Source organism: Verrucomicrobium sp. GAS474, from assembly GCF_900105685.1.
In the GTDB taxonomy this organism is placed as follows: Bacteria; Verrucomicrobiota; Verrucomicrobiia; order Methylacidiphilales; family GAS474; genus GAS474.
The window spans coordinates 2,748,577-2,774,246 of the sequence record NZ_LT629781.1 but is presented as its reverse complement, the minus strand read 5'-3'; the positions used below and the strand labels follow the sequence as shown (position 1 = coordinate 2,774,246).

30 protein-coding genes are annotated in these 25,670 nt (G+C 66.4%); 11 read left to right on the top strand and 19 right to left on the bottom strand.

Annotation, left to right across the window (positions count from 1 at the left end; translation table 11 throughout):
- Positions 1–4: 4 nt before the first annotated feature.
- The 6 genes from BLU04_RS11655 to holA are packed head-to-tail and all read right to left on the bottom strand — an operon-like array spanning position 5 to position 4,572.
- Positions 5–376 carry a hypothetical protein gene (locus BLU04_RS11655; protein WP_093286138.1) on the bottom strand — a complete coding sequence of 124 codons (372 nt, stop codon included), beginning with the start codon at positions 374–376 and terminating at the stop codon, positions 5–7.
- 13 nt (positions 377–389) lie between these two features.
- Positions 390–1,031, bottom strand: a complete 642-nt coding sequence (locus BLU04_RS11650; RefSeq protein ID WP_093286135.1) for an HAD family phosphatase — start codon at positions 1,029–1,031, stop codon at positions 390–392.
- Between the two features lie 17 nt (positions 1,032–1,048).
- Positions 1,049–2,173, bottom strand: coding sequence for a peptide chain release factor 2 (prfB, locus tag BLU04_RS11645; protein ID WP_093286132.1), 1,125 nt, complete (start codon positions 2,171–2,173; stop codon positions 1,049–1,051).
- Between the two features lie 14 nt (positions 2,174–2,187).
- Positions 2,188–2,907 carry a glycosyltransferase family 2 protein gene (locus BLU04_RS11640; protein WP_093286129.1) on the bottom strand — a complete coding sequence of 240 codons (720 nt, stop codon included), beginning with the start codon at positions 2,905–2,907 and terminating at the stop codon, positions 2,188–2,190.
- 40 nt (positions 2,908–2,947) lie between these two features.
- The gene (locus BLU04_RS11635; protein WP_093286126.1) at positions 2,948–3,505 is read right to left on the bottom strand and encodes a hypothetical protein; all 558 of its coding nucleotides are present in this window, start codon (positions 3,503–3,505) and stop codon (positions 2,948–2,950) included.
- Positions 3,505–4,572: a DNA polymerase III subunit delta gene (gene holA, locus BLU04_RS11630; protein ID WP_093286123.1), complete on the bottom strand. Its 1,068-nt coding sequence runs from the start codon at positions 4,570–4,572 to the stop codon at positions 3,505–3,507. The genes BLU04_RS11635 and holA overlap by 1 nt, the downstream gene beginning before the upstream one ends.
- 62 nt (positions 4,573–4,634) lie before the next feature.
- Here holA and BLU04_RS11625 point away from each other — a divergent pair, with 62 nt between their 5' ends.
- The 6 genes from BLU04_RS11625 (at position 4,635) to typA (ending at position 11,495) form a co-directional block, all read left to right on the top strand.
- Positions 4,635–5,123 (top strand): HIT domain-containing protein, encoded by a 489-nt coding sequence (locus BLU04_RS11625; RefSeq protein ID WP_093288635.1) that lies wholly within the window; start codon positions 4,635–4,637, stop codon positions 5,121–5,123.
- 92 nt (positions 5,124–5,215) lie between these two features.
- Positions 5,216–6,160 carry an ATP phosphoribosyltransferase gene (gene hisG / locus BLU04_RS11620; protein ID WP_093286120.1) on the top strand — a complete coding sequence of 315 codons (945 nt, stop codon included), beginning with the start codon at positions 5,216–5,218 and terminating at the stop codon, positions 6,158–6,160.
- A gap of 105 nt (positions 6,161–6,265) precedes the next feature.
- The gene (locus BLU04_RS17245; RefSeq protein WP_093286117.1) at positions 6,266–6,370 is read left to right on the top strand and encodes an AURKAIP1/COX24 domain-containing protein; all 105 of its coding nucleotides are present in this window, start codon (positions 6,266–6,268) and stop codon (positions 6,368–6,370) included.
- A 254-nt stretch (positions 6,371–6,624) separates the two neighbouring features.
- On the top strand, positions 6,625–8,511 hold the full coding sequence (locus BLU04_RS11610) for a tetratricopeptide repeat protein (RefSeq protein ID WP_157895313.1): 1,887 nt from the start codon (positions 6,625–6,627) through the stop codon (positions 8,509–8,511).
- Positions 8,512–8,622: 111 nt separating this feature from the next.
- Positions 8,623–9,492: a D-alanyl-D-alanine carboxypeptidase family protein gene (locus BLU04_RS11605; protein WP_093286112.1), complete on the top strand. Its 870-nt coding sequence runs from the start codon at positions 8,623–8,625 to the stop codon at positions 9,490–9,492.
- Between the two features lie 164 nt (positions 9,493–9,656).
- Complete coding sequence (gene typA / locus BLU04_RS11600) at positions 9,657–11,495, top strand: translational GTPase TypA (RefSeq protein WP_093286109.1); 1,839 nt, start codon at positions 9,657–9,659, stop codon at positions 11,493–11,495.
- An 80-nt stretch (positions 11,496–11,575) separates the two neighbouring features.
- Here typA and BLU04_RS11595 read toward each other — a convergent pair whose 3' ends face one another.
- The 3 genes from BLU04_RS11595 to hemW form a co-directional block, all read right to left on the bottom strand.
- Positions 11,576–12,166, bottom strand: coding sequence for a DUF2239 family protein (locus BLU04_RS11595; protein ID WP_093286107.1), 591 nt, complete (start codon positions 12,164–12,166; stop codon positions 11,576–11,578).
- Between the two features lie 64 nt (positions 12,167–12,230).
- Positions 12,231–13,148, bottom strand: coding sequence for a DMT family transporter (locus tag BLU04_RS11590; protein WP_093286104.1), 918 nt, complete (start codon positions 13,146–13,148; stop codon positions 12,231–12,233).
- A complete protein-coding gene (gene hemW, locus BLU04_RS11585) occupies positions 13,145–14,242 on the bottom strand; it encodes a radical SAM family heme chaperone HemW (RefSeq protein WP_093286101.1) in 1,098 nt (365 codons plus the stop codon). The genes BLU04_RS11590 and hemW overlap by 4 nt, the downstream gene beginning before the upstream one ends.
- Positions 14,243–14,272: 30 nt before the next feature.
- Here hemW and BLU04_RS11580 point away from each other — a divergent pair, with 30 nt between their 5' ends.
- The 5 genes from BLU04_RS11580 (at position 14,273) to tilS (ending at position 18,428) form a co-directional block, all read left to right on the top strand.
- Positions 14,273–14,608 (top strand): DUF971 domain-containing protein, encoded by a 336-nt coding sequence (locus tag BLU04_RS11580; RefSeq protein WP_093286098.1) that lies wholly within the window; start codon positions 14,273–14,275, stop codon positions 14,606–14,608.
- Positions 14,592–15,902 carry an MFS transporter gene (locus tag BLU04_RS11575; protein WP_093286095.1) on the top strand — a complete coding sequence of 437 codons (1,311 nt, stop codon included), beginning with the start codon at positions 14,592–14,594 and terminating at the stop codon, positions 15,900–15,902. Before BLU04_RS11580 ends, BLU04_RS11575 begins: the two co-directional genes overlap by 17 nt.
- 4 nt (positions 15,903–15,906) lie before the next feature.
- Positions 15,907–16,608, top strand: coding sequence for a phosphatase PAP2 family protein (locus tag BLU04_RS11570; RefSeq protein WP_093286093.1), 702 nt, complete (start codon positions 15,907–15,909; stop codon positions 16,606–16,608).
- A 72-nt stretch (positions 16,609–16,680) separates the two neighbouring features.
- Positions 16,681–17,454 (top strand): phosphatase PAP2 family protein, encoded by a 774-nt coding sequence (locus BLU04_RS11565; protein WP_093286091.1) that lies wholly within the window; start codon positions 16,681–16,683, stop codon positions 17,452–17,454.
- 56 nt (positions 17,455–17,510) lie between these two features.
- Complete coding sequence (gene tilS / locus BLU04_RS11560; protein WP_093286089.1) at positions 17,511–18,428, top strand: tRNA lysidine(34) synthetase TilS; 918 nt, start codon at positions 17,511–17,513, stop codon at positions 18,426–18,428.
- Here tilS and BLU04_RS11555 read toward each other — a convergent pair.
- The 10 genes from BLU04_RS11555 to BLU04_RS11510 all read right to left on the bottom strand — a co-directional run bounded on the left by BLU04_RS11555 (position 18,386) and on the right by BLU04_RS11510 (position 25,620).
- Positions 18,386–19,303, bottom strand: a complete 918-nt coding sequence (locus tag BLU04_RS11555; protein ID WP_093286086.1) for a hypothetical protein — start codon at positions 19,301–19,303, stop codon at positions 18,386–18,388. The two genes, tilS and BLU04_RS11555, sit on opposite strands and share 43 nt — an antisense overlap.
- Entirely contained in the window at positions 19,257–19,679 is a 423-nt protein-coding gene (locus BLU04_RS11550; RefSeq protein WP_093286084.1) for a DUF1425 domain-containing protein, read from the bottom strand. Before BLU04_RS11550 ends, BLU04_RS11555 begins: the two co-directional genes overlap by 47 nt.
- Positions 19,680–19,720: 41 nt before the next feature.
- Positions 19,721–20,911, bottom strand: a complete 1,191-nt coding sequence (locus BLU04_RS11545) for a hypothetical protein (protein ID WP_093286081.1) — start codon at positions 20,909–20,911, stop codon at positions 19,721–19,723.
- Between the two features lie 49 nt (positions 20,912–20,960).
- Positions 20,961–21,563 (bottom strand): hypothetical protein, encoded by a 603-nt coding sequence (locus tag BLU04_RS11540; RefSeq protein ID WP_157895312.1) that lies wholly within the window; start codon positions 21,561–21,563, stop codon positions 20,961–20,963.
- Positions 21,564–21,608: 45 nt separating this feature from the next.
- Positions 21,609–22,232 carry a riboflavin synthase gene (locus tag BLU04_RS11535; RefSeq protein WP_093286076.1) on the bottom strand — a complete coding sequence of 208 codons (624 nt, stop codon included), beginning with the start codon at positions 22,230–22,232 and terminating at the stop codon, positions 21,609–21,611.
- A gap of 4 nt (positions 22,233–22,236) precedes the next feature.
- Positions 22,237–23,295, bottom strand: a complete 1,059-nt coding sequence (ribD, locus tag BLU04_RS11530) for a bifunctional diaminohydroxyphosphoribosylaminopyrimidine deaminase/5-amino-6-(5-phosphoribosylamino)uracil reductase RibD (protein WP_093286074.1) — start codon at positions 23,293–23,295, stop codon at positions 22,237–22,239.
- Positions 23,270–24,163 (bottom strand): signal recognition particle-docking protein FtsY, encoded by an 894-nt coding sequence (ftsY, locus tag BLU04_RS11525; protein WP_093286071.1) that lies wholly within the window; start codon positions 24,161–24,163, stop codon positions 23,270–23,272. Before ftsY ends, ribD begins: the two co-directional genes overlap by 26 nt.
- Positions 24,163–24,600, bottom strand: coding sequence for a transcription antitermination factor NusB (gene nusB / locus BLU04_RS11520; protein WP_093286068.1), 438 nt, complete (start codon positions 24,598–24,600; stop codon positions 24,163–24,165). The genes ftsY and nusB overlap by 1 nt, the downstream gene beginning before the upstream one ends.
- A 71-nt stretch (positions 24,601–24,671) precedes the next feature.
- A complete protein-coding gene (locus BLU04_RS11515; RefSeq protein ID WP_157895311.1) occupies positions 24,672–25,115 on the bottom strand; it encodes a hypothetical protein in 444 nt (147 codons plus the stop codon).
- A 25-nt stretch (positions 25,116–25,140) separates the two neighbouring features.
- A complete protein-coding gene (locus BLU04_RS11510) occupies positions 25,141–25,620 on the bottom strand; it encodes a 6,7-dimethyl-8-ribityllumazine synthase (RefSeq protein ID WP_093286063.1) in 480 nt (159 codons plus the stop codon).
- Positions 25,621–25,670 lie beyond the last annotated feature (50 nt).

Below are 25,670 nucleotides of genomic sequence, written 5' to 3'. Positions count from 1 at the left end.
AGATCTAGAACTCTTTCTTCCGTCCCCGCTTTTCGAGGACGCGGGTGATCTCCCCGATCTGGTGATGGCAGATCCGCTTCCACGTCTTCGTGAAAAGGGAGATGAGGAAGAAGACCGCCAGGATCGCGCTGCAGCTCAGCTCGATCGCGAAGGCCAGGGCACTCCCGAACGGGCTGTAGCGCGAGGGGACCGCATCGAACCCCGGCCAGAGGAACGGGGCGAGGCCGAGCAAGACCCCCAGGAGCGAGAGCGCCAGGAACAACGGCCCCAATCCCTTCACCCGGGAGAAAAGCCGACGCTGCCCCGCCAGCTCCCGGTCGGAGAGCCGATTCAGGTAGGAATCGCTCTTGGCGAAGAGGATCAGGGCGAAGCGCATGGGACAGTCGGCCTTAGGAAATCGGCTTCGGCGGCCGGGCATTGCCGCGCACCGAGGGGTGGGGGACGACGGCGTACTGCATCTTCGCCGCCTTCGCCGCATTGATCCCGGTGAGGGCATCCTCGAAAACCAGGGTCTTGTCGGGCGTCGTCCCCATCCTCTCGGCGGCGAGGAGGAACATGTCGGGGAACGGCTTCCCGTGGACCACGTCCTCGGCGGTCACGACGATGGGGAAGAAATCCTTCAGGCCGATCGCCTCCAGCGTCTTCAGGACCACCGGCCGGGTCCCGCCCGAGGCGACCGAGACCGGTTTCCCTTCCGCCTTGTACTGCCGGGCGAGGGCGATCACCTCGTCGATCGGCGTCAGGTCGTGCATGATCTCGGTGAAGATATGCTCCTTGTGGTCGGAGACCGTCTGGGGATCGTAGCTCGTCCCGTACTTCTCGTTGAAGATCTGGACGATCCGGACCGTCGGCGTCCCGCCGAGGCTGTAGAAGTAATCCTCGTCGAAGACGAAGGGCGTCTTCAATTCCTCGAAGGCCCGGGTCCAGGCCTTGTAATGGAGCGGCATCGTCTCGGCGAGGGTGCCGTCGCAGTCGAAGATGTAGCCGTCGAAGGGACCGGCGGGGACGACGAGTTCAGCGTGGGGATTCATGGGGATAAGGGGAAGTTCTACTCGTCGTCGGGATCGATGTCGGTCCGTTTCTTGCCGCGGAGATAGGCTTCGATGAAGGGGGTGATCTCGCCGTCGAGGACGGCCTGGACGTCGCCGGTCTGCTCCCCCGTGCGGAGGTCCTTCACCATCTGATAGGGCTGGAGGACGTAGGACCGGATCTGGCGGCCCCAGCCGATCTCGCCCTTCTCGCCGTAATACTTCTCCATGTCGGCCCGCTGCTTGTCCTGCTCCAGCTCGTAGAGGCGGGACTTGAGGACGTTCATCGCCGAGGCCCGGTTCTTGATCTGGGAACGCTCGTTCTGGCAGGTCACCACCAGCCCGGAGGGCATGTGGGTGATCCGGACGGCGGAGTCAGTCGTGTTGACCCCCTGCCCGCCGTGGCCGCCCGCGCGGTAGACGTCGACCCGGATGTCCGATTCCGGGATCTCGATGTTGATCGTGTCGTCGACCTCGGCGATGACGTCGAGGGAGGAGAAGGAGGTCTGCCGCTTCCCCTGGGAATTGAACGGCGAGATCCGGACGAGGCGGTGGACGCCCCGCTCCGCCTTGAGGTAGCCGTAGGCGTACTCGCCCTTCACCAGGAGGGTACAGGCCTTCACCCCGGCCTCTTCGCCGGGAAGCATGTCGAGCATCTCGGTCTTGAAGCCGTTCCGCTCCGCATACCGCTGGTACATGCGGAGCATCATGTTCGCCCAGTCGCACGCCTCGGTCCCGCCCGCCCCGGCGTGGATGCTGATGATCGCGTTGTTCGGGTCGAGCTCGCCGGAGAGGAGGACCTTCAATTCATAGGCGTCGAGGGCGGCGATCGTCGCCAGGGCCTCGATCTCCAGATCCTTCTGCGCGGCCTCGGTCGGCTCGTCGGCGACGAGCTCGGCGAGGACGGCGAGGTCGGCGATCCGCCCGTCGATCTCCTTCAGCGGGACGATCTTCGCCTTGATCCGGTTGCTCTCGCCGATGAACTCCTGCGCCTTGCGCGAGTCGTTCCAGAAATCGGGCTCGGCCATTTTCGCCTCGATCTCGGCGAGGCGGGCGCCGAGCGTCTCGGGATCGATGAAACGGCGTACCTGGGCGAAACGGCTCTTGAGCGCCGGGAGGTCGAGGTTGAAATCGGGAGAGGCCATGGATCGGGACTTGCTTACTTGGCCAACCGGCCTTTGAACTGGCGCTGCCCCAGCCAGACCATCCCGAGGAGGTCGATGGTCGCGCGGAGCGCCCGCTTCCCCTGCAGCACCTTGCTGACCCCGGCATGCCGGGCGCGGTGATTCACCGGGGTCTCCCCCGTCCTGTAACCCATGCTGTGAATCAGCGCCGGGATGAAGCGGTGCATCCCGTTCCAGGCCGGAAGCCGCTTCGCCGCCTCGGCCCGGAGGACCTTGAGGGAGCAGCCCGTATCGCTCGTATGGTCGCCCAGGACGCGGGAGCGGACGGCGTTGGCGAAGCGGGAGGTGAAGCGCCGGACCCAGTCGTCGTTCCGCCGGGTGCGGATGCCGGTCACGAGGTCGGCCGAGCCCGCCTGGACGAGGGCGAGGAGCTTCCCGAGATCGGCCGGATCGTTCTGAAGATCGGCGTCGAGGTAGCCGACGAACTCGCCCAAGGCCGCCTGCGTCCCGAAATACATCGCCGCGCTCTGGCCGGAGCGGGCCGTGATGTCGAGCCACCGGACCGGATAATTCGGGCTCCGTTCCGGCTTCGCGTAGCTGTCGGTGCTCCCGTCGTTCACCAGGATGATCTCCCCCGGCAGGCCGATGGCCGAAAGGGCCTTGTCGATCTCGGCGATCAGGAGGGGAAGATTGTCGGCCTCGTTGAAGAAGGGAACGACGACGGAGAAAACGGGGGATTCGGGAACGAGGGCCATGGGAAAGGACAACAATGCAAGAGAGGCGCTTGGCCGTCAATTACGGTGTCACCTCGACGCCTTTTGCAGAGGAAAAGGTCAGCGTCACCTTTTTCTCAAAGCGCCTCAAGCTCCCCAAATCGGTTTTTTCAATGCCTCCCACGGAAAGCTCTAACGTCTTCGGCCCTGTCCATCCTTGACCCACCCGGACTCGCATCCTTTCCACGTTTTTGGCGAGTTTTCGGGCACTGATCAGCGAGGATGCCTTCAAAACAGTCCCGGAGCCGATAAAACCCGTATCGACTACCAACACATCGCCGATGAAACGATAGTTATCCTCGTCGATCGCCACGAATGTCTCAGCCTTATTCCAATAAATGGCGGCGTCTTCGGCGCGTTTTAGGGCAAAACCTCCGTCATCGGGGCTAGAATGGTAGGACGAGGCCACCGACGAAACCCGCTTTCCCTCCCGAAGCAGGAGGTACACAAGCTCCTTGCCTGAGCTTAGCCTGATCTCATAACGGCCACTCGGCGAGGTGCCGCCGTTCAGGGGAATATCCCCGGCGAATCCCGCATGACAAAAGAACAGGAAGGCAAGGAGTGGAAGGCCTTTGCTCATCACGCCGTCAATTCCAGTACCGCCAGCTCGATCGCCCGCTGCTTGTCGGCCTGGCCCGTCACAATCTGGCGGTGGACGCGGTGGAGGAGGTCGATGGCCTTCACCCAGAAGGAGGCGGGGCGTTTCCTCGACTTCTGGCAGACCTGGCCCAGCTGCCAGGTGTTCACCGTCTCGCCCGATTTCTTGCGCGGGAGATAGGCCTCGGCCTCGGGGGAGAGCTGGACGTTCATGAAGTTCCCCTTCGGGACGAGGCGGAGGAGCTTGTTCTCCGCCAGGACGCCCCCGAGGGCGGCGAGGCGGATCTGCTGGGAGAGGAGGATCAGGATGCCGATCTCCGATTCGCCCTGCCGGAAGAGCTGCTCCAGCTCCTCCAGCGCGTCGCGGGAACGGCCCGCGAGGACGGCGTCGCAGAAATCCCAGATCGCGACTTCGCGATTGCCGCCGACGAGGACGCGGGCCTCGGCCGCCGTCACCGTCCGCCCCTCCCCCGCGTGGAGGTCGAGCTTCTCGACCGCCTCCTCGATGCTCCGCTTGTCGGCCCCGAAGGCGGCGAAGATCCGCTCGGCGACGCCCGGCTCGGCCTTCAGGCGGCGCTCGAAGAGGCGCGACTCGATGATCGCGATGGCGTCCTCGGGGTCGATCTTCCGGGCATCGGGCAGGTCGAAGGCGCGAACCTCGGCGAACTTGCCGAGGGCCTTGAAGAACGCCCGCCGCCGGTCGATGCCGAGGGCGCTGATGATCACCTTCACCGTCTCGTCGGCCCCCTGGAGGACGGGGACGAGCTTCTCCAACGCCTCCAGGACCGCCTCGCTCCGCCCCTGCGGCGTGTCGGCGAGGAAGGTGACGTTCTTCCACCAGACGACCTTGCCGCCCCCCATGAAGGGGAGCGTCAGCACCGCCTCGCGGAGGGCGGCGATCTGGGCGAGGGCGTCGTTCACCGTATCGGCCTGGGCGTTCAACACCTCGTAATTGAGCGGGTCCTCGGGGGCCATGCTCTCGGCGAGGGCGATCGCGGCGCGCTGGACCTCGTAATGGTCCGATCCGGCGTAAAGGGTGACAGGTTTCATGAAAACGAAAAAACCAATCCTTGGCCTTGGACTCCCGGCCGGTTCATGGTCTGATGTCCGCCATGGAACATCTTTGGGCTCCCTGGCGCAAGGCCTATGTGCAGGACGCCGCCACGCCCCGGGGGGAAATCTTCCTCCGCCTCGGCCAGGCCCCGGAAGCCGACGACGAGGCGAACGGCATCGTCCTTCGCGGCAAGGGCTTCTACGCCGTCCTGAACCGCTTCCCCTACAACACGGCCCACACCCTCGTCGTCCCCTACCGCGTCGTCTCGACGCTGGAGGAACTCTCCGAGGACGAGCAGATGGAGGGCCTCCGCCTCCTCCTCCGGCTGAAGGCCGCGATCACCGCCGCCTTCCATCCCCAGGGCTTCAACATCGGGGTGAACCTCGGTGCCGCCGCCGGGGCCGGGATCGAGGCGCACCTCCATTGGCACATCGTCCCGCGCTGGGGCGGCGACTCCAATTTCATGACCTCCGTCGGCGACACCCGCGTCCATCCAAACGACCTCGCCGCGGTCTGGAAGCTCCTGAAGACGGAGCTCGGGAAGTAGCCCTCCCGCCCTTCCCCTCTGAAAAAGAGGCTTTACAACCCGTCCCCCCGGGGACACGCTCCGCACCCCCCTTTCACCCTGTTATTTACGTCATGAGCAAGGCCTTGAAGACTCCGAAATCGACCCCCAAAACGAAAACGACCAAGAGCGTCCCCGCCCCGGCCGATGACACCCTCCGCCTCGGCCTCCCGAAGGGGAGCCTCGAGGAGAGCACCTTCAACCTCTTCGCCAAGGCCGGTTACAGCATCTCCGGCTCGGCCCGCGGCTACCGCCCCTACGTCGAAGGGAAGCCCTTCGAGGTCCGCCTCATCCGCCCCCAGGAGATCAGCCGCTACGTCCACCAGGGCTTCCTCGACGCCGGCATCACCGGCAAGGACTGGATCGCCGAGAACGAGAGCGACGTCCAGGTCGTCTGCGACCTCAACTACAACAAGGCGACCCGCCTCCCCGCCCGCTGGGTCCTCGCCGTGCCGGAGAACTCCCCCTTCAAGACCGTGAAGGACCTCGAGGGGAAGCGGATCGCGACCGAGCCGATCAACCTCGTGAAGGCCTACCTGAAGCGCCACGGCGTCACTGCCGAGGTCGAGTTCTCCTGGGGCGCCACCGAGGTCAAGGTCCCCGAGCTCGTCGACGCCATCGTCGACATCACCGAGACCGGCTCCTCGATCCGGGCGAACAACCTCCGCATCATCGACACGGTGATGGAAAGCTACCCCCAGTTCATCTGCAGCCGCGAGGCGTGGAAGAACAAGGTGAAGCGGAAGAAGATCGAATCGGTCGCCCTCATGCTCAACGCCGCCCTCGCGGCGCGGGACAAGGTCGGCATCAAGATGAACGTCCCGACGCGGAAACTGGCGAAGCTCCTGAAAGCCCTCCCCGCCCTCCGCCGCCCCACCATTTCCCCCCTCTCCGACAAGGGGTGGGTCGCCGTCGAAACCATCCTCGACGAACGGGTCGTCCGCGACATCATCCCCCCTCTCCGGGAGCTCGGAGCCGAGGGAATCATCGAATATCCCCTTAATAAGGTTGTTTATTAAGAGAGAGTTACCAAAAAAACCGATTTTACAGCGGTCTTCATTGACGTCCCCTGTCGGATCGGTATCCTTTCCCTCCCTTTAAATCACTAGAAAGCAGAGAAAACCATGGGTTCGTTAAAGAAGCGCCGTAAGAGCAAGATCAATAACCACAAGCGCCGCAAGCGGCGGCGTGAGAATCGCCACAAGAAGCGGTTGCGCTACAAGGCCTAGGCGACTAGGTTGCTTCGGTGAAAACGGCCCGGCCTTTCTTTGCCCCTTCGGGGATCGGGAAAGTCCGGGTCGGTTTTTCGCGGGCCCTTCCTCTCCTCCCTTGGCATTCGGTTCCGGGCTCGGTCCCCCGCTTCGGCTTCGCCCTCGCTCTGGGCCTTTGCCTCGGTTTCATCGCCTCTCCCCTGCGGGCCGTCGAATCGACGCCTGCCCTTCCCCCTCCCGCGGCACCCCCTGCCGTCCCTAAACAAGGGGAAGTGACCGTCCTCCCTCCCGACGACGCCTCCTCCCCGGCGCCTTCGTCCGCACTCCCTCCTGCCCCCGTCCCGAGTCCGGCCCCTCCTCCGGTTTCCGCCCGCCCCTCCTCCCTCCTCAATCCCGACGAGGGCGTCGAGGAGACCCTCTATCCGATCCGCCTCTCCGCCCCCGCCGAGAAGCAGGCGACCGCCTACGCCCTCTATTCCGAGGCCGTCAGCCGCGAGGCCGACGCGGGCCTCCCGGCCGCGATCCCCCTCTACCGCGCCGCCCTGAAGCAGGACCCCTCCTACGTCCCCCTCTACCTCAAGGTCACCCTCGCCCTCCTCACCGACCGGCGCTTCGCCGAGGCCGACACCCTCCTCACCCAGGGCCTCGCTGCCAACCCCGATTCCCCCTCCCTCCTCGCCTCCCTCGCCCTCACCCGGGAATACGAAGGGCAGCCCGCCGAGGCCCTCCGCCTCGCCGCGAAGGCGAAAGACCTCGCCCCCGCCCACCTCCTGGCCCACCGCGTCGCCTTCGAGACCCTCCGCAACCAGAAGAAGGATGCCGAGGCCCTCCGCCTCATCCGCGCCGCCTCGGCCGTCCCGGTCGAGAAAATCCCCCGCGCCCAGGACTGGGCCGCCCTCGCCCGGCTCTACACCGAGCTCGAGGCCTCGCTCAACTCGCCCCCCCCGCTCCTCGTCAACTCGATCGCCTCGAAGAACAAGACCTCGCCGATCCGGGAACAGCTCGCCGACCTCATCCTCCCCTTCTACGAAAAGGCCTTCGCCGCCGGGCCGCCGACGCGGGACCTGCTCCGCCAGCGCGGGGAATTCGCCATCTACCTCGACCGCAAGGAGGAGGCCTACGGCTACCTGAAGCGGGCCTCCCAGATCGACGACAGCAGCGTCGAGATCTACATCACCCTCGCCGGGCTCTGCTCCGACCTCGGGAAGAACGGCGAGGCGATCGACAACTACGAGAAGGCCTACGCCCTCCAGCCCGATTTCCCCGAGCTCTGGAAAGTCCTCGCCCACCTCTACGTCACGCCCGAGGCCCCGAACCTCAAGATGACCGACAAGGCGATCGACCTCCTCGAGGATGTCCTCCGCCGGAACCCCACCGAGCTCGAAGCCGCCGTCGCCCTCGGCGACCTCGACATCGAGACGAACCAGCTCGAAAAAGCCGAGCTCAACCTCCGCCAGGCCCTCATCCTCTCCCTCGCCTCGCCGAAAACCGCCTCCCCCCTCTTCCACCTGAAACTCGCCCTCCTCCTGATGCGGGAAAACCGGATGGAGGAAACCGCCGCCCTCCTGCGCGAGGCCGAGCAACGCTTCCCCCAGTCGGCCCGCATCCCCTTCCTCGAGGGGATCATCGCCCGGAACCTGAAACAGCCGAAGGAGGCCATCGATTTCTTCGCCAAGGCCCGCATCATGGCCAAGGACCAGGAAGCCGACCTCCTGAACGGGGAATTCTACTGCGAGCTCTCCATCGCCCAGGAACAGGCGGGGCAGATCGCCCAGAGCGAGGAGACGCTCCGCCAGGGCCTCGTCGTCGAGCCGGAGAACCCCAACCTCCTCAACGCCCTCGCCTACCTCTGGGCCGAGCAGAACCGGAACCTCAACGACGCCCTCAAATACAGCCGCCGCTCGATCGAGCTGAAACCGGGCCAGGGCGAATACATGGATACCCTCGGCTGGATCGAATACCGCCTGGGCCAATACGCCGAAGCCGCTGCCAACCTCCAGAAGGCCGCCGAGATCACGGGGAACGACGCCACCGTGCTGAACCATCTGGCCGACACCCTCGCCAAGCTCGGCAAGGCCGACGACGCGAGGAAAGTCCTCCAGAAAATCCTCTCGAAGGAGCCCGACAACGCCGAGGCCCGCAAGAAACTGGGGAACTAACTCCTCCCCCCGTTCCGACCCCGGCCCTCCTCCCGCGGGAAAAGAGTTCTTGAGCGATCCCGTTCCGCGATCTACCAAGAACGGAATCACGACCGCCATCACGCCTTCCTCATGCCGCTGCTTCTCCCCCTTTTCCTCCTGCTCGCCATCCTGCTCGCCGCCCCGGTCTCCGAGGCCCGCTCCCAGACTTCGGCCTCCCCCACCCTCTCCGAGCTGAAGGACCGGGTCCTGGCGAAGTCGGCCCTCCTCTTCGACGCCTCGACGGGGAAGGAGATCTTCGCCCGCAATCCCGACACCCCCTTCCCCCCGGCCAGCACCACGAAGCTGATGACCGCCCTCCTCCTCTACGAGAAGAAGGGCCTCGCCGGTTCGATGAAGATCACCGCCGCCGACACCGGCGTCGAGCCGAGCCACGTCCCCCTCATCGCCGGGGAGACCGTCTCCATCAGCGACCTCGTCCATGCCCTCCTGATCTCCTCCGACAACGATGCCGCCATGGCCCTCGCCCGCTACGTCGCCGGCTCCTCCACCGCCTTCGTCGACCTGATGAACCAGCGCGCCATCGACCTCGGCTGCACCCGCACCCACTTCGCCAACCCGAACGGCCTCCCCGCGCCGAACGAGTACGTCACCGCCCACGATCTCCTCAAGATCTTCCAGAAAGTCCTCACCATCCCCGAGCTGCGCCAGATCATGCGGCTGAAGACCTACACCATCGAGACCGAGAGCGGCACCCACGTGATGAAGAACCACAACCGCCTCCTCGGTCTCTACCCCGGCATGGGACCGGCCAAGACCGGCTGGACCCTCTCCTCCCGCCACACCTACGCCGCCTCCGCCTCCCGGGACGGCCGGGAACTCCAGCTCATCATCCTGAACAGCAAGGACAAGTGGCCCGACGCCATCGCCATCTTCAACTACGGCTTCGCCAACCTCGTCCCCCTCGCCCCCCCGCCCTCCCTGAAGCCGGGTCCCGAGTGACTGCACGGCAAGCGTAAAAAGTCGCCCCCGAAGCGGGTTTCCAAGCCCCTTTCCAAGCCGCTTCCCCCTCGAAAAAAGCACCGATAGCCCCCTCCCCGGCGGGCCGCCGACAAATATTCTTTGTCAAACCCCGGCGTACCCGCTAAGACCTCACCCCTCACTTTATGGAAAAGATTCGCAACATCGCCATCATCGCGCACGTCGACCACGGTAAGACCACCATGGTCGACCAGCTCCTGCGCCAGTCCGGAACCTTCCGCGCCAATCAGGCCCAGGCCAGCACCGAGCGGGTCATGGACTCGATGGACCTCGAACGGGAAAAGGGCATCACGATCAAGGCGAAGAACGCCGCCTTCCAGTACAAGGATTACCACATCAACATCGTCGACACCCCCGGTCACGCCGACTTTGGCGGCGAGGTCGAACGCTCCCTGAAGATGGTCGACGGCGTCCTCCTCGTCGTCGATTCGACCGACGGTCCCCAGGCCCAGACGAAGTTCGTGCTGAAGAAGGCCCTCGCCATCGGCGCCCGCCCGATCGTCGTCCTGAACAAGGTCGACCGCGAGAACTCCCGCCCCAACGTCGTCCTCGACATGGTCTTCGAGCTCTTCCTCGAGCTCAACGCCACCGACGAGCAGCTCGACTTCCCCATCGTCTACGCCTCCGGCAAGGTCGGCTTCGCCTCGAAGACCTGGCCCGGCCACCTCACCGAGGAGATCCGCAACGGCGGCATGACCGCCCTCTACGACACCATCGTCGAGAAGATCGCCCCCCCCGTCGCCAACCCCGACAAGCACTTCGAGCTCCTCGTCGCAAACCTCGACTACAGCGAATACGTCGGCCGGATCGCCATCGGCAAGATCTACGGCGGCAGCGTCAAGGTCGGCGACCCGATGGTCTGCCTCCACAAGGACGGCCGCAAGACCAAGGGCAAGGTCACCCAGATCATGTCCCACGCCGGTCTCGCCAAGATCGAAATCCCCGAGGCCTTCGCCGGGAACATCGTCGGCATCGCCGGCATCGACGAGGTCTACATCGGTGAGACCATCACCGACAAGGAAGACCGCACCGCCCTCGAGTTCGTCGACATCGATCCCCCCACGATCAACATGCAGATCCTGGTCAACGACTCGCCCCTGGCCGGCAAGGAAGGCAAGTTCCTCACCGCCCGCCACATCCGCGACCGCCTGATCAAGGAAACCCGGACAAACGTCTCCCTCATCGTGAAGGACACCGACTCCGCCGCCGCCTACCAGGTCAGCGCCCGCGGCGAAATGCAGATCGCCGTCCTCGTGGAGCAGATGCGTCGCGAAGGCTTCGAGCTCATGGTCTCCCGCCCGGAAGTCATCTACCGCAAGGACGAGAAGGGCGACACCCTCGAGCCGATCGAAAACCTCTACGTCGACATCCCCCAGGAAAACCTGGGCGACGTCCTCCAGGCCATCGCCGCCCGCAAGGGCGAGGTGACCGACATGAAGCACGCCACGAAGACCGTCCTCGTCGAGGCCGTCATCCCGACCCGGGGCCTCATCGGCTTCGAGACCGACCTCGTCAATTTGACGCGCGGCACCGGCATCATGAGCCACATCTTCAAGGAATACGGCCCGAAGCGCGGTGAAATCGTCACCCGCCAGAACGGCGTCCTCGTCTCGATGGAAGGCGGCGAGGCCACCGGCTTCGCGATCAACAACATCCAGGAGCGCGGCATCCTCTTCGTCGCCCCCGGCGAGGAATGCTACGAAGGGATGATCGTCGGCGAGAATTCCCGCCCCGACGACATGGCCGTCAATCCGTGCAAGGCGAAGGCCCTCACGAACATGCGCTCCCAGGGCGACGGCAAGGGCATCCAGCTCCAGGCCCCCCGCGTCCTCACCCTCGAACGCTCGCTCGAATACATCGCCGCCGACGAATACGTCGAGGCGACCCCGACGAAGCTCCGCATCCGCAAGAAGATCCTCAACGAGGATCAGCGCCGCCGGACCGCGAAGCAGTCGGCCTCCTAGGCTTAAGGCCAAAGCCGATCAAAAAAGGCGGGCTCCCGAAAGGGGGCCCGCCTTTTTCGTCTCGCGTCCCGGATCGCGACTCACACGCACGTACGCTTCGCGAGGTGGAGCGTGTGGTCGCTCACATCCTTCGGCCACGCCGCGCAATGGCGCTCCAGCGCCGTCTTGTCCTTCGCGAAGAACGCGCGGGAGGCCTCCTCGAAGCCGGGCAGATTCCCCGCGACGGCGGAAAGGAACCGGTACGTCGCCTCCTGCGCCCGCCAGAGCCGGTCGGGCTCCTCGCTCGCATGCCGCGCCTGCTCCACCAGCTTCCGCAACGCCACCGAAGTCCCGCCCGGCTGGCGCGCCAGCCATTCCCAATGCCGGGGCAGCAGCGTCACCTCCCGCGCCACCACGCCGAGCTTCGGCCTTCCCGGCCCGGGGGCCGCCACGGGCAGCGGCTCCGCCAAGGCGGCCTCCTCCTGCGGCAACCGCTCCAGGACCTCGGCCAGGGTCCCCCGCAGATCGAGCTCGACCGGCTGGCACTCCTCGTCGTCGAAGATCAGGACCGGGATCCCCTCCTCCTCGAGGTGCGTCTCCTTGATCGCCGTGGCCACGGCCCGCAGGGAGCCGGTGCCGATCCGCCGGTGACCGAGGAATGCCGTAAAAGTGGGATGGGATGAATAGCTCATCTTTTAATTATACCCGGATAAATTAAGCTGTCAAATATCACCCGGATATAATTCTTTTCCAACTCTATTTCATCCGGCTGACCCCGAAGATCACCAGCACCAAACCGACGACCTGCAGCACCGACCACGGCTCCCCCAGGATCACCCAGCCGAGCCCGATCGTCAGCGCCGGGCCGATCATCCCCACCGCCGCCGCCCGGCCCGCGCCGAGCCGCTCCACCGCCAGCGCCGCCAGCCAGATCGGCACCACCGTCGAGACCAGCGCCATCGCCCCGGCCCAGCCCCAGACCGCGCCGGGGACCGAAGCCAGCACCCTCCAGGGTTCCGGCTTGATCGCCAGAAAATGAGCCGCCACCAATCCGCACGCCAACGCCCCCGACCATCCCGCCAACCGTGCCGACCCGATCCGCGCCACCCCGTGCATCATCCCGAGGAAATAGCCCGAATAGGTCAGCGTCGCCAGCAGCACCCATCCCCCGCCGATCCAGACCGCCGCCTCGTTCGGCACCTGCCTCAGATCGTGCCAGAACGCGATCACCAGCCCGAGGTAACTGATCGCGATCGCCCCCCAGATCCGTTTCGGCACCGGCTTCCGTTTCCACACCGCCTCCATCAGCAAGACCATCGAGGGGTAGACGAAGAGAATCAGCCGCTCCAATCCCGCCGAGATCGAGAGGAGGCCGAGGAAATCGAAGAGGCTCGAAAGGTAATAGCCGAGGAACGCCAGGCCGAGCAGGTAGGCCCAATCCCTTGCCGTCAGCCGCTCGCGATTCCGTCCCGCCGTCGCCCACCACGCCAGGCAGACGAAGGCCGGGAACGAGAGGAGCATCCGCAGCATGAGGAGCGTCACCGTATCGACCGGCCCCGGTTCCACCGCATAGGCCAGCTTCACGAAGATCGCCTTCAGCGAGAACCCCGACGCCGAGAGGAGCGCCAGCATTCTCCCCGTCCGCTCCCGCTCCCGCTGCGGATCGGCCATCATACGAAAAGCGCCGCCACGCTATCGGCCAGCAGCCGCCCCTGCCGCGTCAGGACGAGATGATCCTCCCGCCATTCGGCCAACCCGTCCCGCGTCGCCTCCGCCACGGCGGCGTCGTGGCTGAGGAGGAGTTCCTTCTCGATCCCCTCTCGCGTCCGCAGGCCGAACATGATCCGTTCCTTCCGCCGCGTCTCGGGCGAGAGCGCTTCCCGCTCCCCGATGGGGAGCCGCCCCGCCTCGACCTCGGCGGCATGACGGGCCGTATCCTTCACATTGGTCCACCGCTCCGTGCCGACCGTCGAGCAGGCGCTCGGCCCCAACCCCAGGTAATCGGCCCCGCGCCAATAGGCCCGGTTGTGGCGGGACTCGAAGCCGGGCCGCGCGTAGTTGGAAACCTCGTAGAACGGGAGCCCCGCCGCGTCCAGCTCCCGGGCCGTCCCCTCGAACATCTCGATCTCCGCCGCCTCGTCCCGGAGCCACTCCCCCCGGTTTAGCCGCTCGAAGAACGGCGTGTCCTCCTCGTAGGTCAGCGCATAGGCGCTGATATGGTCGGGCCGCAGCGCGAGGGCGTGGCGGAGCGTCGCGGCAAAGCCCCCCGTCGCCTCCCCCGGCAGGGCGAACATCAGGTCGATATTCAGGTTTTCAAACCCGGCCCCGCGCAGGAGCGCCACGCTCCGCTCGACAATCTCCGGCGTGTGGTCCCGGCCCAGCACCTTCAGGAACCCGGGATCGAACGACTGGACGCCGAGGCTGATCCGGTTGATCCCCGCTTCGCGCCACGCGGCGGCCTTCTCCGCCGTCACCGTGATGGGATTCGTCTCCAGCGTCACCTCGGCCCCGACCCGGCGCGGGGGAAGCGCCGCCATCAGCGTTCCCCATTCGTCCGCGGGCAGGAGCGAGGGCGTCCCCCCGCCGAGAAAGACCGTCTCCAGGTCGAAGGCGAACGACCGCCGCGCCAGCGCCGCCTCGGCAATCAGCGCCCGGACAAAGGCCCGCTGCTCCCCCACTCCGCCCCGGTGGACGTAAAAGGCGCAGTAGGGACAGATGCGCGAGCAAAACGGCACATGGAGGTAAAGATGGCGGATTGCGTCTGTCATTTCCCGAAAAGGGATATAATCTCACACCCCATGTCCGTTGGAAACACTCCCCTTTCCTCCCCCCTGACGCCGACCCGCATCGAGGTCATCGGGGACGAGCTCGCCGTCGCCTGGAACGACGGCGGGGAAAGCTACCTGAAGCTCGAGCCGCTCCGCCGCCACTGCCCCTGCGCCTCGTGCGGCGGGGAGCCCGATCTCCTCGGCCACGTCCGCCCCCTCGTCACCTACCGCGAGGGAAGCTTCGCCCTGCGGGAATGGCGCGTCATCGGCGGCTACTCCCTCCAGCTCGTCTGGAACGACGGCCACAACACCGGCCTCTACACCTACGCCTTTTTGAGAAAGCTGAACGATGCCCTCGCCAACTGATTCCCATCCCCCCGAAATCTCGCGGCAAATCCCGCCCCCCACGCGGAAGGAAATCATGGCGTGGTGCGGCTACGACTTCGCCAACTCCTCCTTCTCCACGATCATCGTCACGGTGGTCTTCAGCGTTTACTTCACGAAGATCATCTGCGCCGACGCCGGGCCGGGCCGGGCCGACTTTCTCTGGGGCCTCGCCGGGACGCTCTCGCAAAGCGTCGCCCTCGTCCTCTCGCCGTTCCTCGGCGCGTGGGCCGATTTCCGCGCCTCGAAGAAACGGCTCCTCGCGATTTCCACCGCCATCTGCTGCGCCGGGACCCTCGGCCTAGCCGTCGTCGGCCACGGGGATATCCTCACCGCCTTCTTCCTCTTCATCGTCGCGAACATCGCCTTCTCCCTCGGGGAAAACTTCAACGCCGGTTTCCTCCCCGAACTGGCGAAGCCCGAGGAAACGGGGCGCATCTCGGGCTACGGCTGGGCGTTCGGCTATGTCGGCGGCCTCGCCAGCCTCTTCGTCTGCCTTCCGCTCCTGAAGGGCGGCTTCACCGTCGAGAACGTCCCCGACCTCCGCCTCTCCATCCTCTTCACCGCCCTCTTCTTCGCCCTCTGCGCGCTCCCCGCGCTCCTCATCCTGCGGGACCGGAGCATCCCCCGCATCCTCCCTGCCCGGGACATCTTCCGCGCCTCCTTTGCCAGCGTCTGGGAAACGACGAAGGAGATCGCCCGCCGCCCGCTCCTCCGCACCTTCTTCTCCGCCTTTTTCCTCTACACCTGCGGCGTCACCACCGTCATCTCCTGGGCCGCCATCTATGCGGAACGGGAGATCGGCTTCACCGGGCAGAACCTCATCATGCTCTTCCTCGTCCTCCAGATCAGCGGATCGGTCGGGGCCTTCGCCTTCGGCTTCGTGCAGGACAAGTGGGGCTCCCTCCTCACCCTCCGCCTCACCCTCGTCCTCTGGATCGGCGTCATCGTCGCCGCCTACTATTGCCATAGCGTCAACGGCTTCTACCTCATCGGAAACCTCGCCGGGCTCGGCATCGGCTCCCTCCAGTCGGCGGGCCGGGCCGTCGTCGCCTACCTCGCCCCGCCCGATCGCCGGGCGGAGTACTTCGGTTTCTGGGGCCTCTTCTCGAAGCTCTCCGCCGCCGTCGGCCCTTTCGTCTACGGGACCGTCTCCGCCATCAGCGGAAGCCAGCGCATCGCCCTCCTCGGCACCCTCGTCTTCTTCATTTCCGGCTTCATCCTCCTCGGCGCCCCTTCCCTGCGGCATATCCACCCCCGGCCCGAGAAAGCCTGATCCCATGAGACTCCTCCTTCTTTCCCTCCTCTTCCTACTCCCCCTCGCCCCCCTGCCCGCGAAGGAATCGAAACCGGTCTACCTCGACCCCGCCACGGTCGACATCGCCATTCTCGGCAATCCCCCCGCCGACGGCTCCGCCGAGACCCGCGCCGAGATCGAGACCCTCCTCGCGTTCCAGCAGAGCCGCACCCCCGCCGAAGTGGCCCGCGCCACCGCCGAGATCGACTACGATCCCGCCGCCTTCTTCAGCGGCGTCCTCGATCCCGCCTGGTTCAATGCGAAGACCCTCCCCCTCACCTTCGCCCTCCTGGAGGCGGTGAAGGCCGACTCGAAGAACGTCACAGCCCAGGGCAAGAGCCTGTGGAAGCGCCCCCGGCCGCCCCTGCAGGACAGCCGCCTCCATCCGGCCTGCCCCCTCCCCGACAGCGCCTCCTATCCCAGCAGCCATGCCGCCCTCGGGATCACCTGGGCGCGGATTCTTTCCGAGGCCCTTCCCGACCTGAAAAACACCCTGCTGGAACGGGGCACCCTCGCCGGAAAGGACCGGAACCTCCTCGGCGTCCACTTCCCCTCCGACGTCGCGGCGGGGCAAAAACTCGGCCTCGTCCTCGCCGACCGCTTCCTCGCCCTCCCCGCCTTCCAGGCCGACCTCGCCAAGGTGAAGACCGAGATCGAGGCCGCCCGTCCCCAGCCAATCCGGTAACAGCGAGGTAACGTTTTCGCGACAGCCGATTCGGGCATTGCCCGGCTCGGGGGAAGGCCGTAACTCCATTCCATGAAGCGCCTTCTCCCGTTCGTTCTCCTCGCGTTCGCCCCCCTCCTCGCCGAAGCCCAAGTCCCGGCCACGACGATGGCCCCTCCGGCGGCTTCGGCTGCGGCCGCTCCCGCCGAAAAGGCGAAGCCGGTCTACGTCGAGGCGTCCTTCTTTGAAGTCGAAGCGCTCAAGACCCTCCTCGGCACCTACCCCGCCGCCGACTCCCTCGAAGGAAAAGCCGAAATCACCACCCTCCTGAAGCTCCAGACCACCCGCACCCCCGAGGAGATCGCCCGCGTCACCTCCGAGGTCGAGCTCAAGCCCGAAGTCTTCGCCAACGTCCTCGGCACCTGGTTCGACACGAAGAACCTCCCCCTCACCGCCGCCCTTTTCAAGAAGATGACGAACGACCTGAAGCTCGCCTACAACACCGCCAAGGACGCCTACGCCCGTCCGCGTCCTCCCCTCGTCGATTCCCGCATCACCCCCTGCATTGAGCTGATTAAAAGCCCCGCCTATCCGAGCGGCCACACCACCACCAGCGTCGCCTGGAGCCTCGTCCTCGCCGAACTCGCCCCCGATCTCCGCACGAAGCTCCTCGCCCGGGGCAACGAGATCGGGAAAGACCGGGAAATCGCCGGCGTCCACTATCCCTCCGACATCAAGGCGGGCAAGAAGCTGGCCCACGAGCTGATGAAGCGCTTCCTTGCCAACCCCGAGTTCCAGACCGACCTCGCCAAGGCCAAGGTCGAGTTCACCGAGGCGCGCTACGCCGCCAAGGTCGCGGCCAAGTAAGAAGAAGCGGCATTGCCCGCTTCCTCCGAAGGGTTCTAGTCTGGGAACATCCCCGGATGAACCCCTTCCTCGATCCCCTCCTCCCTCTTCCGGAGCAGCCCCTTCTCGGGCTCTCCGGGGGGATCGACTCGGTCACCCTGCTCGACGCCCTCCTGGAGGCGGGGAAACGCCCCGTCCTCCTCCACTTCGACCACGGCTGGCGGAACGAAAGCGGGGACGACGCCCACTTCGTCCGCGCCCTCGGCAAGGAACGCGGCCTCCGGGTCATCGTCGCCAAGGCCCCGGCGGTGACCCCGCGCAACGAGACCGCCGCCCGCGCCGCCCGCTACGCCTTCTTCGCGAGGGCCGCCAAGCGGCTCGCCCTCCCCGACCTCGTCCTCGCCCATCATGCCGACGACCAGGTCGAGACCTTCCTCCTCCAGCTCTTCCGCGGCAGCGGCTCCGGCTGGAGCGGGATGGAGTGCGGGACCGTGCGCGGCCCCCTTCGGATTCATCGCCCGTGGCTCGGGCTCTGGCGGAAGGAGATCGTCGCGCGGGCGGCGGCACGGCACCTCGCCTGGCGGGAGGACACGACGAATCACGATCCGGCCCATTTCCGCAATGCCATCCGCCATCACCTCCTCCCGCTTCTTGAAACCGAGACCGGCCTCGGCAAGGCCCTCGGCCCGCGCTTCCTCCGCACCGCCACCCTCCAGCGCGATACCCAGACGTGGATCGACACCCTCGTCGCCCCCCTGGCCGATGCGGAGCGGCTCGCCGTCGCCGTCGTCGCCGCCCAGCCCCTTCCCCTCCAACGACGCCTCCTCCATCTCTGGTTGAAAAAACAGGGCGTCGCCGACCTTTCCTTCGACGACGTCGAGGCCGCCCGGGGCCTGGTCAGCCGGATCCGTCCGGCGAAGATCAACCTCAGCCGGGGCCGCCACCTGCGGCGTCAGGCCGGGGTGCTGTTTGTCACCGCCGCCACGGCCGATTGAATCGCCTCCAGCTCGGCGATCAGCCGCCGCCGCAACGGACGCGCCCGCTCCGCCAATCCGCGCTGCAGCGCCTCGTACTCGGCCCGTCCCTCCGGCGTCTCGATCGGGACCGACGGAAACTCGGGCATGCCGTGGGCGACGAAGTCGTAGGGACTCGCCCGCATGTCGATTTCCCGGATCGCGACGGCCAGCTCGAAGCCGTCGGCCAGCAGCTCGCCGCTCGTCCAGGGGGCGAACTTGTAGGCCCACTTGTAGAGATCCATGTTCGCGTGAAGGCAGCCGGGCTGCTCGAGATCGTGGCGATTCTCCCGCGTCGGCTGCAGGCGGTTCAACGGCCGGGCGTCCGAAGTGAAGAACCGGAAGGCGTCGTAATGGCTGCACGCGATCGGCTGCGACTCGACGATCCGGGCCAGCTCCGCAGGCGGGAAGCGGAGCGGCACCGCGCCGTGCCGGACCCCGGCCTCCTCCATCCGGTAGACCATCGCCCACTCGTGGAGGCCGAAGCAGCCGTGGTGGGCGGGACGCCCTTCCGTCGCCCTCAGGAGGGAGAGCGTCCAGCGGAGCGCCTCGATCCGCGAAGCCGGAAAGGCGCCGGGCTGGAAGAGGCCCCCCTCCTCCAACAGCACGCCGGGGCCGGGGCTCCAGCGGAGGAGCTTCGCCACGGGATGATTGTAATACTCGAAAAGGAAATCGTAGACCGGATGCCGCCGTCCCGCGCGGCGGCGGGCCAGATGGGGGGCCGTCCACCTCTCCAGCCGGAGGCGGTGCTTCCGCTCCCGCTCCCGCCACTCCGCCTGCGGCAGGAGGCGGAGGCCCGGGACGCCGGCGCTAGCGGAGGGGGCGGCGGACGTGGATGGTGAAGCGCCTGGCGACATGGCTCAAGGCTTGGGAGCGATAGGGCATCGTGCCGTTCGTCGTCAGGGTCACCGTCGTCCAGGGCGTCTCGTTGCCCGGCTCGGAATCGAGGACGAGGCCGTTCTCGTCGTAGAAGAGGGTCTGGACCTGGACGACCACATCCTTGTCGGTCCGGTTCCGGACGTTGGCCTGGACGGAGAGGAAGCCGTTGGGATTCTTCCCGACGTTGATCACGTCGACGGCGATCACGTCCTCCAGGTCGGCATCGAGGAGGGAGACCGGGGCGTGGACCGCCTCCAGGCTCTTCGGATCGCCCGCCGGGACAATCGGCCCCTCCACGCAGCCGGAAAGGAAAAGAGCCGTCATGCCGGAGAGAAGGAGAGCGATTTTTTTCATGGGAGTGGAAGGTCGGGATTGAACAGGGACGAAAAGGGAAATCAAGGCAGCTTGACCCAAATATAACGCTTTTGGGTGCCGTCGCCAAGATTGACCTCCTTCAGCGCCGTCGAGATGACGGCGTCGGTGCCGTCGCGGCCCTCGATCTTGATCTTGGAGATCTCCCCCACCGGCACCTTCAACCCGGTCAGGAAGAGGGAGTGGGGCAGGTTGTCCCAGGCCCGGATATCGGCCTCCGGATGGGTCGCGGAGGAGACGACCTTCGTGATGATGCCGCCGACGACGAGGCCGAGACCGGCAAGGCTCTGCGTGTCGCTGCGGCTCGTCATCGCCGTCGCCGCGCCCGCGACGATGGCGGCGTCCCCGGCGGTGTTCGTCGCGTTCTTGAAGACGGCCTTCCCGGCGAGGATGTGGTCGACCTTCCGGTCCCCGCGCGTCGAGGCCTGGTGGTAGAGGCTCTCGGCGGCGAAGGTGCCGATCGACAGCGGCGGGGGATTCCCCTCCCCGGTCGAGACCGTGACGCGGATCGTCCGGCAGCTCCCCTCGCGGATCGCGAGCTCGTCCCCGTACTCGCCCTGGCGCATCTTGATCGGGGCGTCCCCGGCCTCGGCGATGACGATGACGTTCCACTGGGGGTCGGGCGGGGGGACCGGCCCCTGTTTGCTGAAGAAATTGGCAGCCCGGGCCAGGGCGTCCTTCGCCGTCCCGGGATCGGCCTGGAGGAGGGAGGCCAGGGCGAGGAGCCACTCGCCGCTGTACCAATCGCCCTGGCTCTCTTCCTTGCTGGAAAGGTCCTCGATTTGGACCCGCTTCGCGCAGGCGGCGGCGTTCCCCACGTCGCCCGTCTCCAGATAGAGGAGGCCGCGATAGAGATAGAGGGAGGCGCGCTCGTAAGGCTCGCCCTTGAACCACTTTTCCTCGTCGCCGACGAACTTGCTCTGCGCCCGCTCCGCCTGCTCGCTCCCGGCCTGGAGCGACTGCTCCCGGCGGATCGCCGAGTCGAAGACCCGCGCCGCGAAGGCGTGCTCCCCGATGCGGACGGCGTCGAGGCCGAGGCGCATCGCGTTGACGACGTAATCCTTTTCCCCCGAGGAGAGGAGGTCGATGTAGCGGGCGCGCAGCGGCTGGGGCACCCCGTCGGCATCGGCCCGCGCGGTGGCCGCGGCGAGGACCTGCCCCTCGGCGGCGGAGCCGCCCCCGGCGCACCCGCCGAGGGAGAGGAGCAGGAGCAACCCGAGGGCCGCCGCAAACGCAAACGCGGGCCCGACCGGGGACGGGGCTTTAGCGATAGACGGCACTTTCTTTGCCTTCCTTCTTGATCTGGTAGGGATTCGACCAGATCAGGAGGTCGGTCTTGCGTGAGATCAGCTTGAAGGAGATGCGGAAGTAGTCGCTCTGCCCCTGGGTCGAGGCCATGCCGATGCCCTGGAGTTCGGCCGTCAGGATGTAGTCGTAGGAGAGGGCGTTGCGGTCGCCGTTCTGCTGAACCGATCCGGCGTCGGCCATCTGCTGCTCCTTCTCGTTGAAGGCCGCGTTCGTCCGGTCGAGGAACTTCACCTTGCCCCCCGTGTTGTTCAGCAGCGTGTCCCGGAGGATGCTGGTGTAGAGCGAGGTGTCGATCGGGCTGCTCGATTTGTTGAGGACGGGGGTGATGATGATGACGGGCGGGGTCAGCGCGTGGGCGATCTCCGGGACGTTGATGATCGACTGGGCGGCCTGGAGCGCCGCCGCGTTGATATCCTGGGATTCGATCCCGGTCGAGGCCACCGCGCCCTGCGCGTTGGGATCGACATAACGGACGTTCTGGTCGGAGCCGCAGCCGGAGAGGAAGAGGGTGCCGAGGGCGAGGGCAGCGGCCCCGGTCAGGACTTTGCGGGAATTCATAATCATGTTATTTCGACAAAAGGCGGGGTTCATGGCGAGTTCAAACTAGGAGGCGGGGGCAGCGGCGATCTGAGCGGTCTTCGCCTCGATCAGCTTCACGACATACTTCGCCAGCATGTCGAATTCGAGGTTCACCTCCTCGCCCGGACGGCGCGACATCAGGTTCGTGACCTGCCGGGTGTGGGGGATGATCCAGACGGTGAAACGGGTCTTCGTGACCTCGCCGACGGTGAGGCTGATGCCGTCGATGCAGATCGACCCCTTCGGGATGAGGTAGGCGTCGTCGCCGGGGCGGAGGCCGATTTCGAGGAGGTAATCGCCCTTCCCGGAGTCCTCCCAACGGAGGATCGGGGCGGTGCCGTCGATGTGGCCGGTGACGAAGTGGCCGCCGAGGCGGGCGTCGGCCCGCATCGCCCGCTCGAGGTTGACGGAGGCGCCGGGGGCGAGGGACTTCAGGTTGGTCCGCGCCACGGTTTCCTGGAGAAGGTCGAAGGAAAGGGAGAGGCCGTCGAAGGCGACGACGGTGAGGCAGCATCCGTTCACGGCGATGCTCTCCCCGAGGGCGACGTTCTCGAACGGAAGATCGGAGACGATGACGAAGCGGACCCCCTCGGCGCTCTCGGTGCGGGAGACGACGCTTCCCCGCGTTTCAATGATTCCGGTGAACATGCCCTTATCTGGTGATTACCCTAGCCTGACACAGCAGGTCGGGTCCAAGTTTCGTAAAAATAGCGTCTTCCAGCGCCACGTCGAGCCTCCCCGTCGGAAGCAAGAGAGCCGGGGCCAAGGCCGGGACCTCGGTCCCCCGCCCGAGCATCACGGGGGCGAGGAAAAAAGCCGCCTCGTCGACGACCCCTTCGCGGAACGCCTCGCCGAGCACCCCGCCCCCTCCCTCGATCAGGACATGGGTCACCCCCTCGCCCCCCAGCCCGGCGAGCAACGCCGCCAGCGTCCCGCCCCGCACCACGCGGGTCCGGTCCCGATGGACGTCGGAGAAGAGATGGAGAGAGCGATCGAACGGGCGGCCTCCCTTGCTCCAGACGATCCGCCACGGCTGCGTCTTCCCCGCCCCCTCGCGGCCCAGCCGGACGGTGAGCCGGGGATTGTCCCGCCGGGCGGTCGTGCCGCCGACGACGACGGCATCGGCCTCCAGCCGGAGCCGGTGGGCCTGCCGCCGCGCCGCCGCCGAGGTCAGCCACCGGTCGTCCCCTTCCCTCGGGGCGATGCCGCCGTCGAGGGAGAGGGCGATCTTCGCCGTCACCCAGGGGAGGCCGGTCACGATCCATTTGTTGAAGGCGCGGTTCAGCGCCGCGCTTTCCTTCGCGAACAGGCCGTGGGCGACCTCGATCCCAGCCTTCTTCAGGATGCGGAACCCGGCCCCGGCGTGATGGGGATTCGGGTCCTTCGCGGCGACGACGACGCGGGCGATCTCCTCCCGCCGGATGAGATCGGTGCAGGCCGGGGTCCGGCCGCAGGTGGAGCACGGCTCCAGCGTCACGTAGAGGGTCGCCCCCTTCGAGGAATGGCCCCGGCGGCGGGCGTCGCGGACGGCCTCGACCTCGGCATGGGGCCTTCCGGCCCGGAGGTGGCGGCCCTCGCCGATCACCTTCCCCTTCTTCCAGAGCACGGCCCCGACGGCGGGATTGGGGCTCGTCCGCCCCAGCCGCGTCCGGGCCAGCGCCAGCGCCCGGCTCATGCAGCGGCGGTCATTCTCCGAAAAAGTCGCGGACATAGGCTTCGGGATCGAAGGGGACGAGATCGTCCGGGCTTTCCCCCTTGCCGATGAAGAGGGTGGGAATGCCGAGTTCGGCGCGGACCGCCGCAATCATCCCGCCCTTCGCGGAGGAATCGTACTTCGTCAGGATCATCCCGGTGAGGCCGACGGCCTCGTGGAATTCCCGGGCCTGGGTCAGGACGCTGTTCCCCGAGGTGCCGTCGGCGACCAGCCACGCATGATGGGGGGCCGCCGCATCGCGCTTCTGGAGGATCCGCTTCACTTTCCCGATCTCGAGCATCAGGTTGCTCTTGTTCGGAAGGCGTCCGGCGGTGTCGACGATCAGGAGATCGCTCCCGTGGAGGATCGCCGACTCGTGCGCCCGGTAGGCGACGCTGGCCGGATCGGTCCCCGGCGGGGCCGAGATGACGGGGACGCCGAGGCGCTCCCCCCAGACCTGGAGCTGATCGACCGCCGCCGCGCGGAAGGTGTCGGCCGCGCCGAAGAGGACCGTCCTCCCCTCCCCGAGGGCGCGATGGGCCAGCTTCGCCGCCGTGGTGGTCTTGCCGCCGCCGTTGACGCCGACGAGGAGGATCGTCTCCGGCTTGTGGGCGACGGCGGGAAAGGAAGGCGGCGGGACGACGAGTTCCCGCATGCGGAGGGCGAGCCATTCCCGCGCCGCGGGCAGGTCCCGGGCGATCCCCTCCTTTTCAAGGCCGCGCTGCCATTGGTCGGCCAGGGCGTAGCCGAGGTCGGCCTCGATGAAGGTCTCCTCCCAGTCGATCTTCTCGCCGGTGAAACGGGCGAAGAAATCGCCGAGGGCCGCGACCGGAGCCGACGCGGCGGGATTGATCTTCTCCGCCAGACGACGCCAGAAACCGGCCATCAGGAACCCCCTGCGGCGTGCCGGGCGGGACGGAGGAGATCCTTCCGAACCCGGTCGAGGATCCCGTTCACGAAGCGGCCCGATTCCTCGGAGCTGAAGCGTTTCGCGATCTCGATCCCTTCGTTGATCGAGACGACGGGGGGGATGTCGTCGCGGTAGAGCAATTCGTAGACGGCGAGGCGGAGGATGGCGAGGTCGACGGTGGCGATGCGCTCGAAGTCCCAGTTGTCGGCATAGGCCTTGATCTTCTCGTCGATCGCCGCGAGGTGCTCGAAGACGCCCCGGATGAGGGCGTCGGCGAATTCACGGGTCGGCCCCTCGATCTCGCGCAGGGGCCAGAAAAGCTCCAGGGCCTTGTTCAGGGACGTCCCCGCGTCGACATGATGCTGGTAGAGAAACTGAACCGCGCACTCGCGGCCAAGACGGCGAAGAGACATAGGGGATCAGGCTAGGGCCTGTTCCCCGATTAGACAAGATGGCGTTTGGACCTCCCCTTCCGTCCAAACACTCACCGCCTCGTATCCCTCAAGCCGGTTCCCTTCAGCCACTGATCGTATTTCGCCTTCCCCGTCTCATTCAACATCGCAGAACGGGGCGGCGATTCTCCGTTGAGGAAGACCGATACCACGCCGCAGTCGTTCACATGGATTCGCGCAAAATCGTTTCCCACCCGGACAACGAAGTAAAAAGGCGGCGCGGTGCATACCACGCTGAACAGCCCGTGATACCAATTTCCACGATCGAGGAAAAGGGCAAGCAACGCGCTTCGCTGCTCTTCGGTCAAGGGAACCGGCGCGCGCTCGGTCGCCTGCCGCCCCGTCAGAACAGGATGGCTTTCGAGAAGCTTCAGGATTTCCGGGGGAAAGGGGATGCCCAAAGCCGCATCGTCCATCGCCCACGCAAGAGACGAGATCGTTAGTAGCACAAGCATCGACGACAAGAACCGTCCCATAAGCATCCCTGCGATTTACGTCCGCCTAATCTTCCGCCTGGGTCCGGGAGCGGCGCGGCACGTGGAGGCCGGCCTCGCTCAGGGAGGTCGAAAGGGCGATGGCGGCCCGCGCCGCCTCCAGGCCCCGGTTCAGCCGTCCCGAGGTCCGGGCGCGGACATCCTTCTCGTTGTCGACGGAGAGGATCTCGTGGAAGACCGGGATATTGTAATCGAGGACGATCCGCATCAGCGCATCGGTGCAGGCGCGGAGGATCTCGGTGGCATGGAAGGTCTTCCCCGTCCAGACGACGCCGAAGGCGAGGATGCCGTCGTAGGCCCCCGTCCGGGCCAACCGCTGCACGGCGATCGGAATCTCGAACGCGCCGGGAACGCGGACGACGTCGATCTCGTGCTCGCGCAACTCGCGCTGGGCCGAGACGAGCATCGCGTCGCAATACTCCTGATGATAGGTGCTGACGACCGCCGCGTAGCGATAGGGACCGGCAGGAGAGGAGGATTCGCCCATAATGGAAAGGTGCTTATTTGCTAAGGGTTTTACATCCAAAGGTAAAGCTC

What these genes read in the sequence shown, in the direction of transcription:
- BLU04_RS11570 (WP_093286093.1), top strand. Translation starts at nt 15,907, where the DNA reads ATGAGACTCCTCCTTCTTTCCCTCCTCTTCCTACTCCCCCTCGCCCCC.
- BLU04_RS17245 (WP_093286117.1), top strand. Translation starts at nt 6,266, where the DNA reads ATGGGTTCGTTAAAGAAGCGCCGTAAGAGCAAGATCAATAACCACAAG.
- BLU04_RS11635 (WP_093286126.1), bottom strand. Translation starts at nt 3,505, where the DNA reads ATGAGCAAAGGCCTTCCACTCCTTGCCTTCCTGTTCTTTTGTCATGCG.
- holA (WP_093286123.1), bottom strand. Translation starts at nt 4,572, where the DNA reads ATGAAACCTGTCACCCTTTACGCCGGATCGGACCATTACGAGGTCCAG.
- ribD (WP_093286074.1), bottom strand. Translation starts at nt 23,295, where the DNA reads ATGTCCGCGACTTTTTCGGAGAATGACCGCCGCTGCATGAGCCGGGCG.
- BLU04_RS11510 (WP_093286063.1), bottom strand. Translation starts at nt 25,620, where the DNA reads ATGGGCGAATCCTCCTCTCCTGCCGGTCCCTATCGCTACGCGGCGGTC.
- BLU04_RS11515 (WP_157895311.1), bottom strand. Translation starts at nt 25,115, where the DNA reads ATGGGACGGTTCTTGTCGTCGATGCTTGTGCTACTAACGATCTCGTCT.
- BLU04_RS11640 (WP_093286129.1), bottom strand. Translation starts at nt 2,907, where the DNA reads ATGGCCCTCGTTCCCGAATCCCCCGTTTTCTCCGTCGTCGTTCCCTTC.
- BLU04_RS11655 (WP_093286138.1), bottom strand. Translation starts at nt 376, where the DNA reads ATGCGCTTCGCCCTGATCCTCTTCGCCAAGAGCGATTCCTACCTGAAT.
- BLU04_RS11550 (WP_093286084.1), bottom strand. Translation starts at nt 19,679, where the DNA reads ATGAAAAAAATCGCTCTCCTTCTCTCCGGCATGACGGCTCTTTTCCTT.
- BLU04_RS11575 (WP_093286095.1), top strand. Translation starts at nt 14,592, where the DNA reads ATGCCCTCGCCAACTGATTCCCATCCCCCCGAAATCTCGCGGCAAATC.
- BLU04_RS11625 (WP_093288635.1), top strand. Translation starts at nt 4,635, where the DNA reads ATGGAACATCTTTGGGCTCCCTGGCGCAAGGCCTATGTGCAGGACGCC.
- tilS (WP_093286089.1), top strand. Translation starts at nt 17,511, where the DNA reads ATGAACCCCTTCCTCGATCCCCTCCTCCCTCTTCCGGAGCAGCCCCTT.
- BLU04_RS11540 (WP_157895312.1), bottom strand. Translation starts at nt 21,563, where the DNA reads ATGAATTCCCGCAAAGTCCTGACCGGGGCCGCTGCCCTCGCCCTCGGC.
- BLU04_RS11535 (WP_093286076.1), bottom strand. Translation starts at nt 22,232, where the DNA reads ATGTTCACCGGAATCATTGAAACGCGGGGAAGCGTCGTCTCCCGCACC.
- hisG (WP_093286120.1), top strand. Translation starts at nt 5,216, where the DNA reads ATGAGCAAGGCCTTGAAGACTCCGAAATCGACCCCCAAAACGAAAACG.
- BLU04_RS11565 (WP_093286091.1), top strand. Translation starts at nt 16,681, where the DNA reads ATGAAGCGCCTTCTCCCGTTCGTTCTCCTCGCGTTCGCCCCCCTCCTC.
- BLU04_RS11580 (WP_093286098.1), top strand. Translation starts at nt 14,273, where the DNA reads ATGTCCGTTGGAAACACTCCCCTTTCCTCCCCCCTGACGCCGACCCGC.
- BLU04_RS11595 (WP_093286107.1), bottom strand. Translation starts at nt 12,166, where the DNA reads ATGAGCTATTCATCCCATCCCACTTTTACGGCATTCCTCGGTCACCGG.
- BLU04_RS11605 (WP_093286112.1), top strand. Translation starts at nt 8,623, where the DNA reads ATGCCGCTGCTTCTCCCCCTTTTCCTCCTGCTCGCCATCCTGCTCGCC.
- nusB (WP_093286068.1), bottom strand. Translation starts at nt 24,600, where the DNA reads ATGTCTCTTCGCCGTCTTGGCCGCGAGTGCGCGGTTCAGTTTCTCTAC.
- BLU04_RS11650 (WP_093286135.1), bottom strand. Translation starts at nt 1,031, where the DNA reads ATGAATCCCCACGCTGAACTCGTCGTCCCCGCCGGTCCCTTCGACGGC.
- BLU04_RS11590 (WP_093286104.1), bottom strand. Translation starts at nt 13,148, where the DNA reads ATGATGGCCGATCCGCAGCGGGAGCGGGAGCGGACGGGGAGAATGCTG.
- ftsY (WP_093286071.1), bottom strand. Translation starts at nt 24,163, where the DNA reads ATGGCCGGTTTCTGGCGTCGTCTGGCGGAGAAGATCAATCCCGCCGCG.
- prfB (WP_093286132.1), bottom strand. Translation starts at nt 2,173, where the DNA reads ATGGCCTCTCCCGATTTCAACCTCGACCTCCCGGCGCTCAAGAGCCGT.
- BLU04_RS11555 (WP_093286086.1), bottom strand. Translation starts at nt 19,303, where the DNA reads ATGTCGCCAGGCGCTTCACCATCCACGTCCGCCGCCCCCTCCGCTAGC.
- typA (WP_093286109.1), top strand. Translation starts at nt 9,657, where the DNA reads ATGGAAAAGATTCGCAACATCGCCATCATCGCGCACGTCGACCACGGT.
- hemW (WP_093286101.1), bottom strand. Translation starts at nt 14,242, where the DNA reads ATGACAGACGCAATCCGCCATCTTTACCTCCATGTGCCGTTTTGCTCG.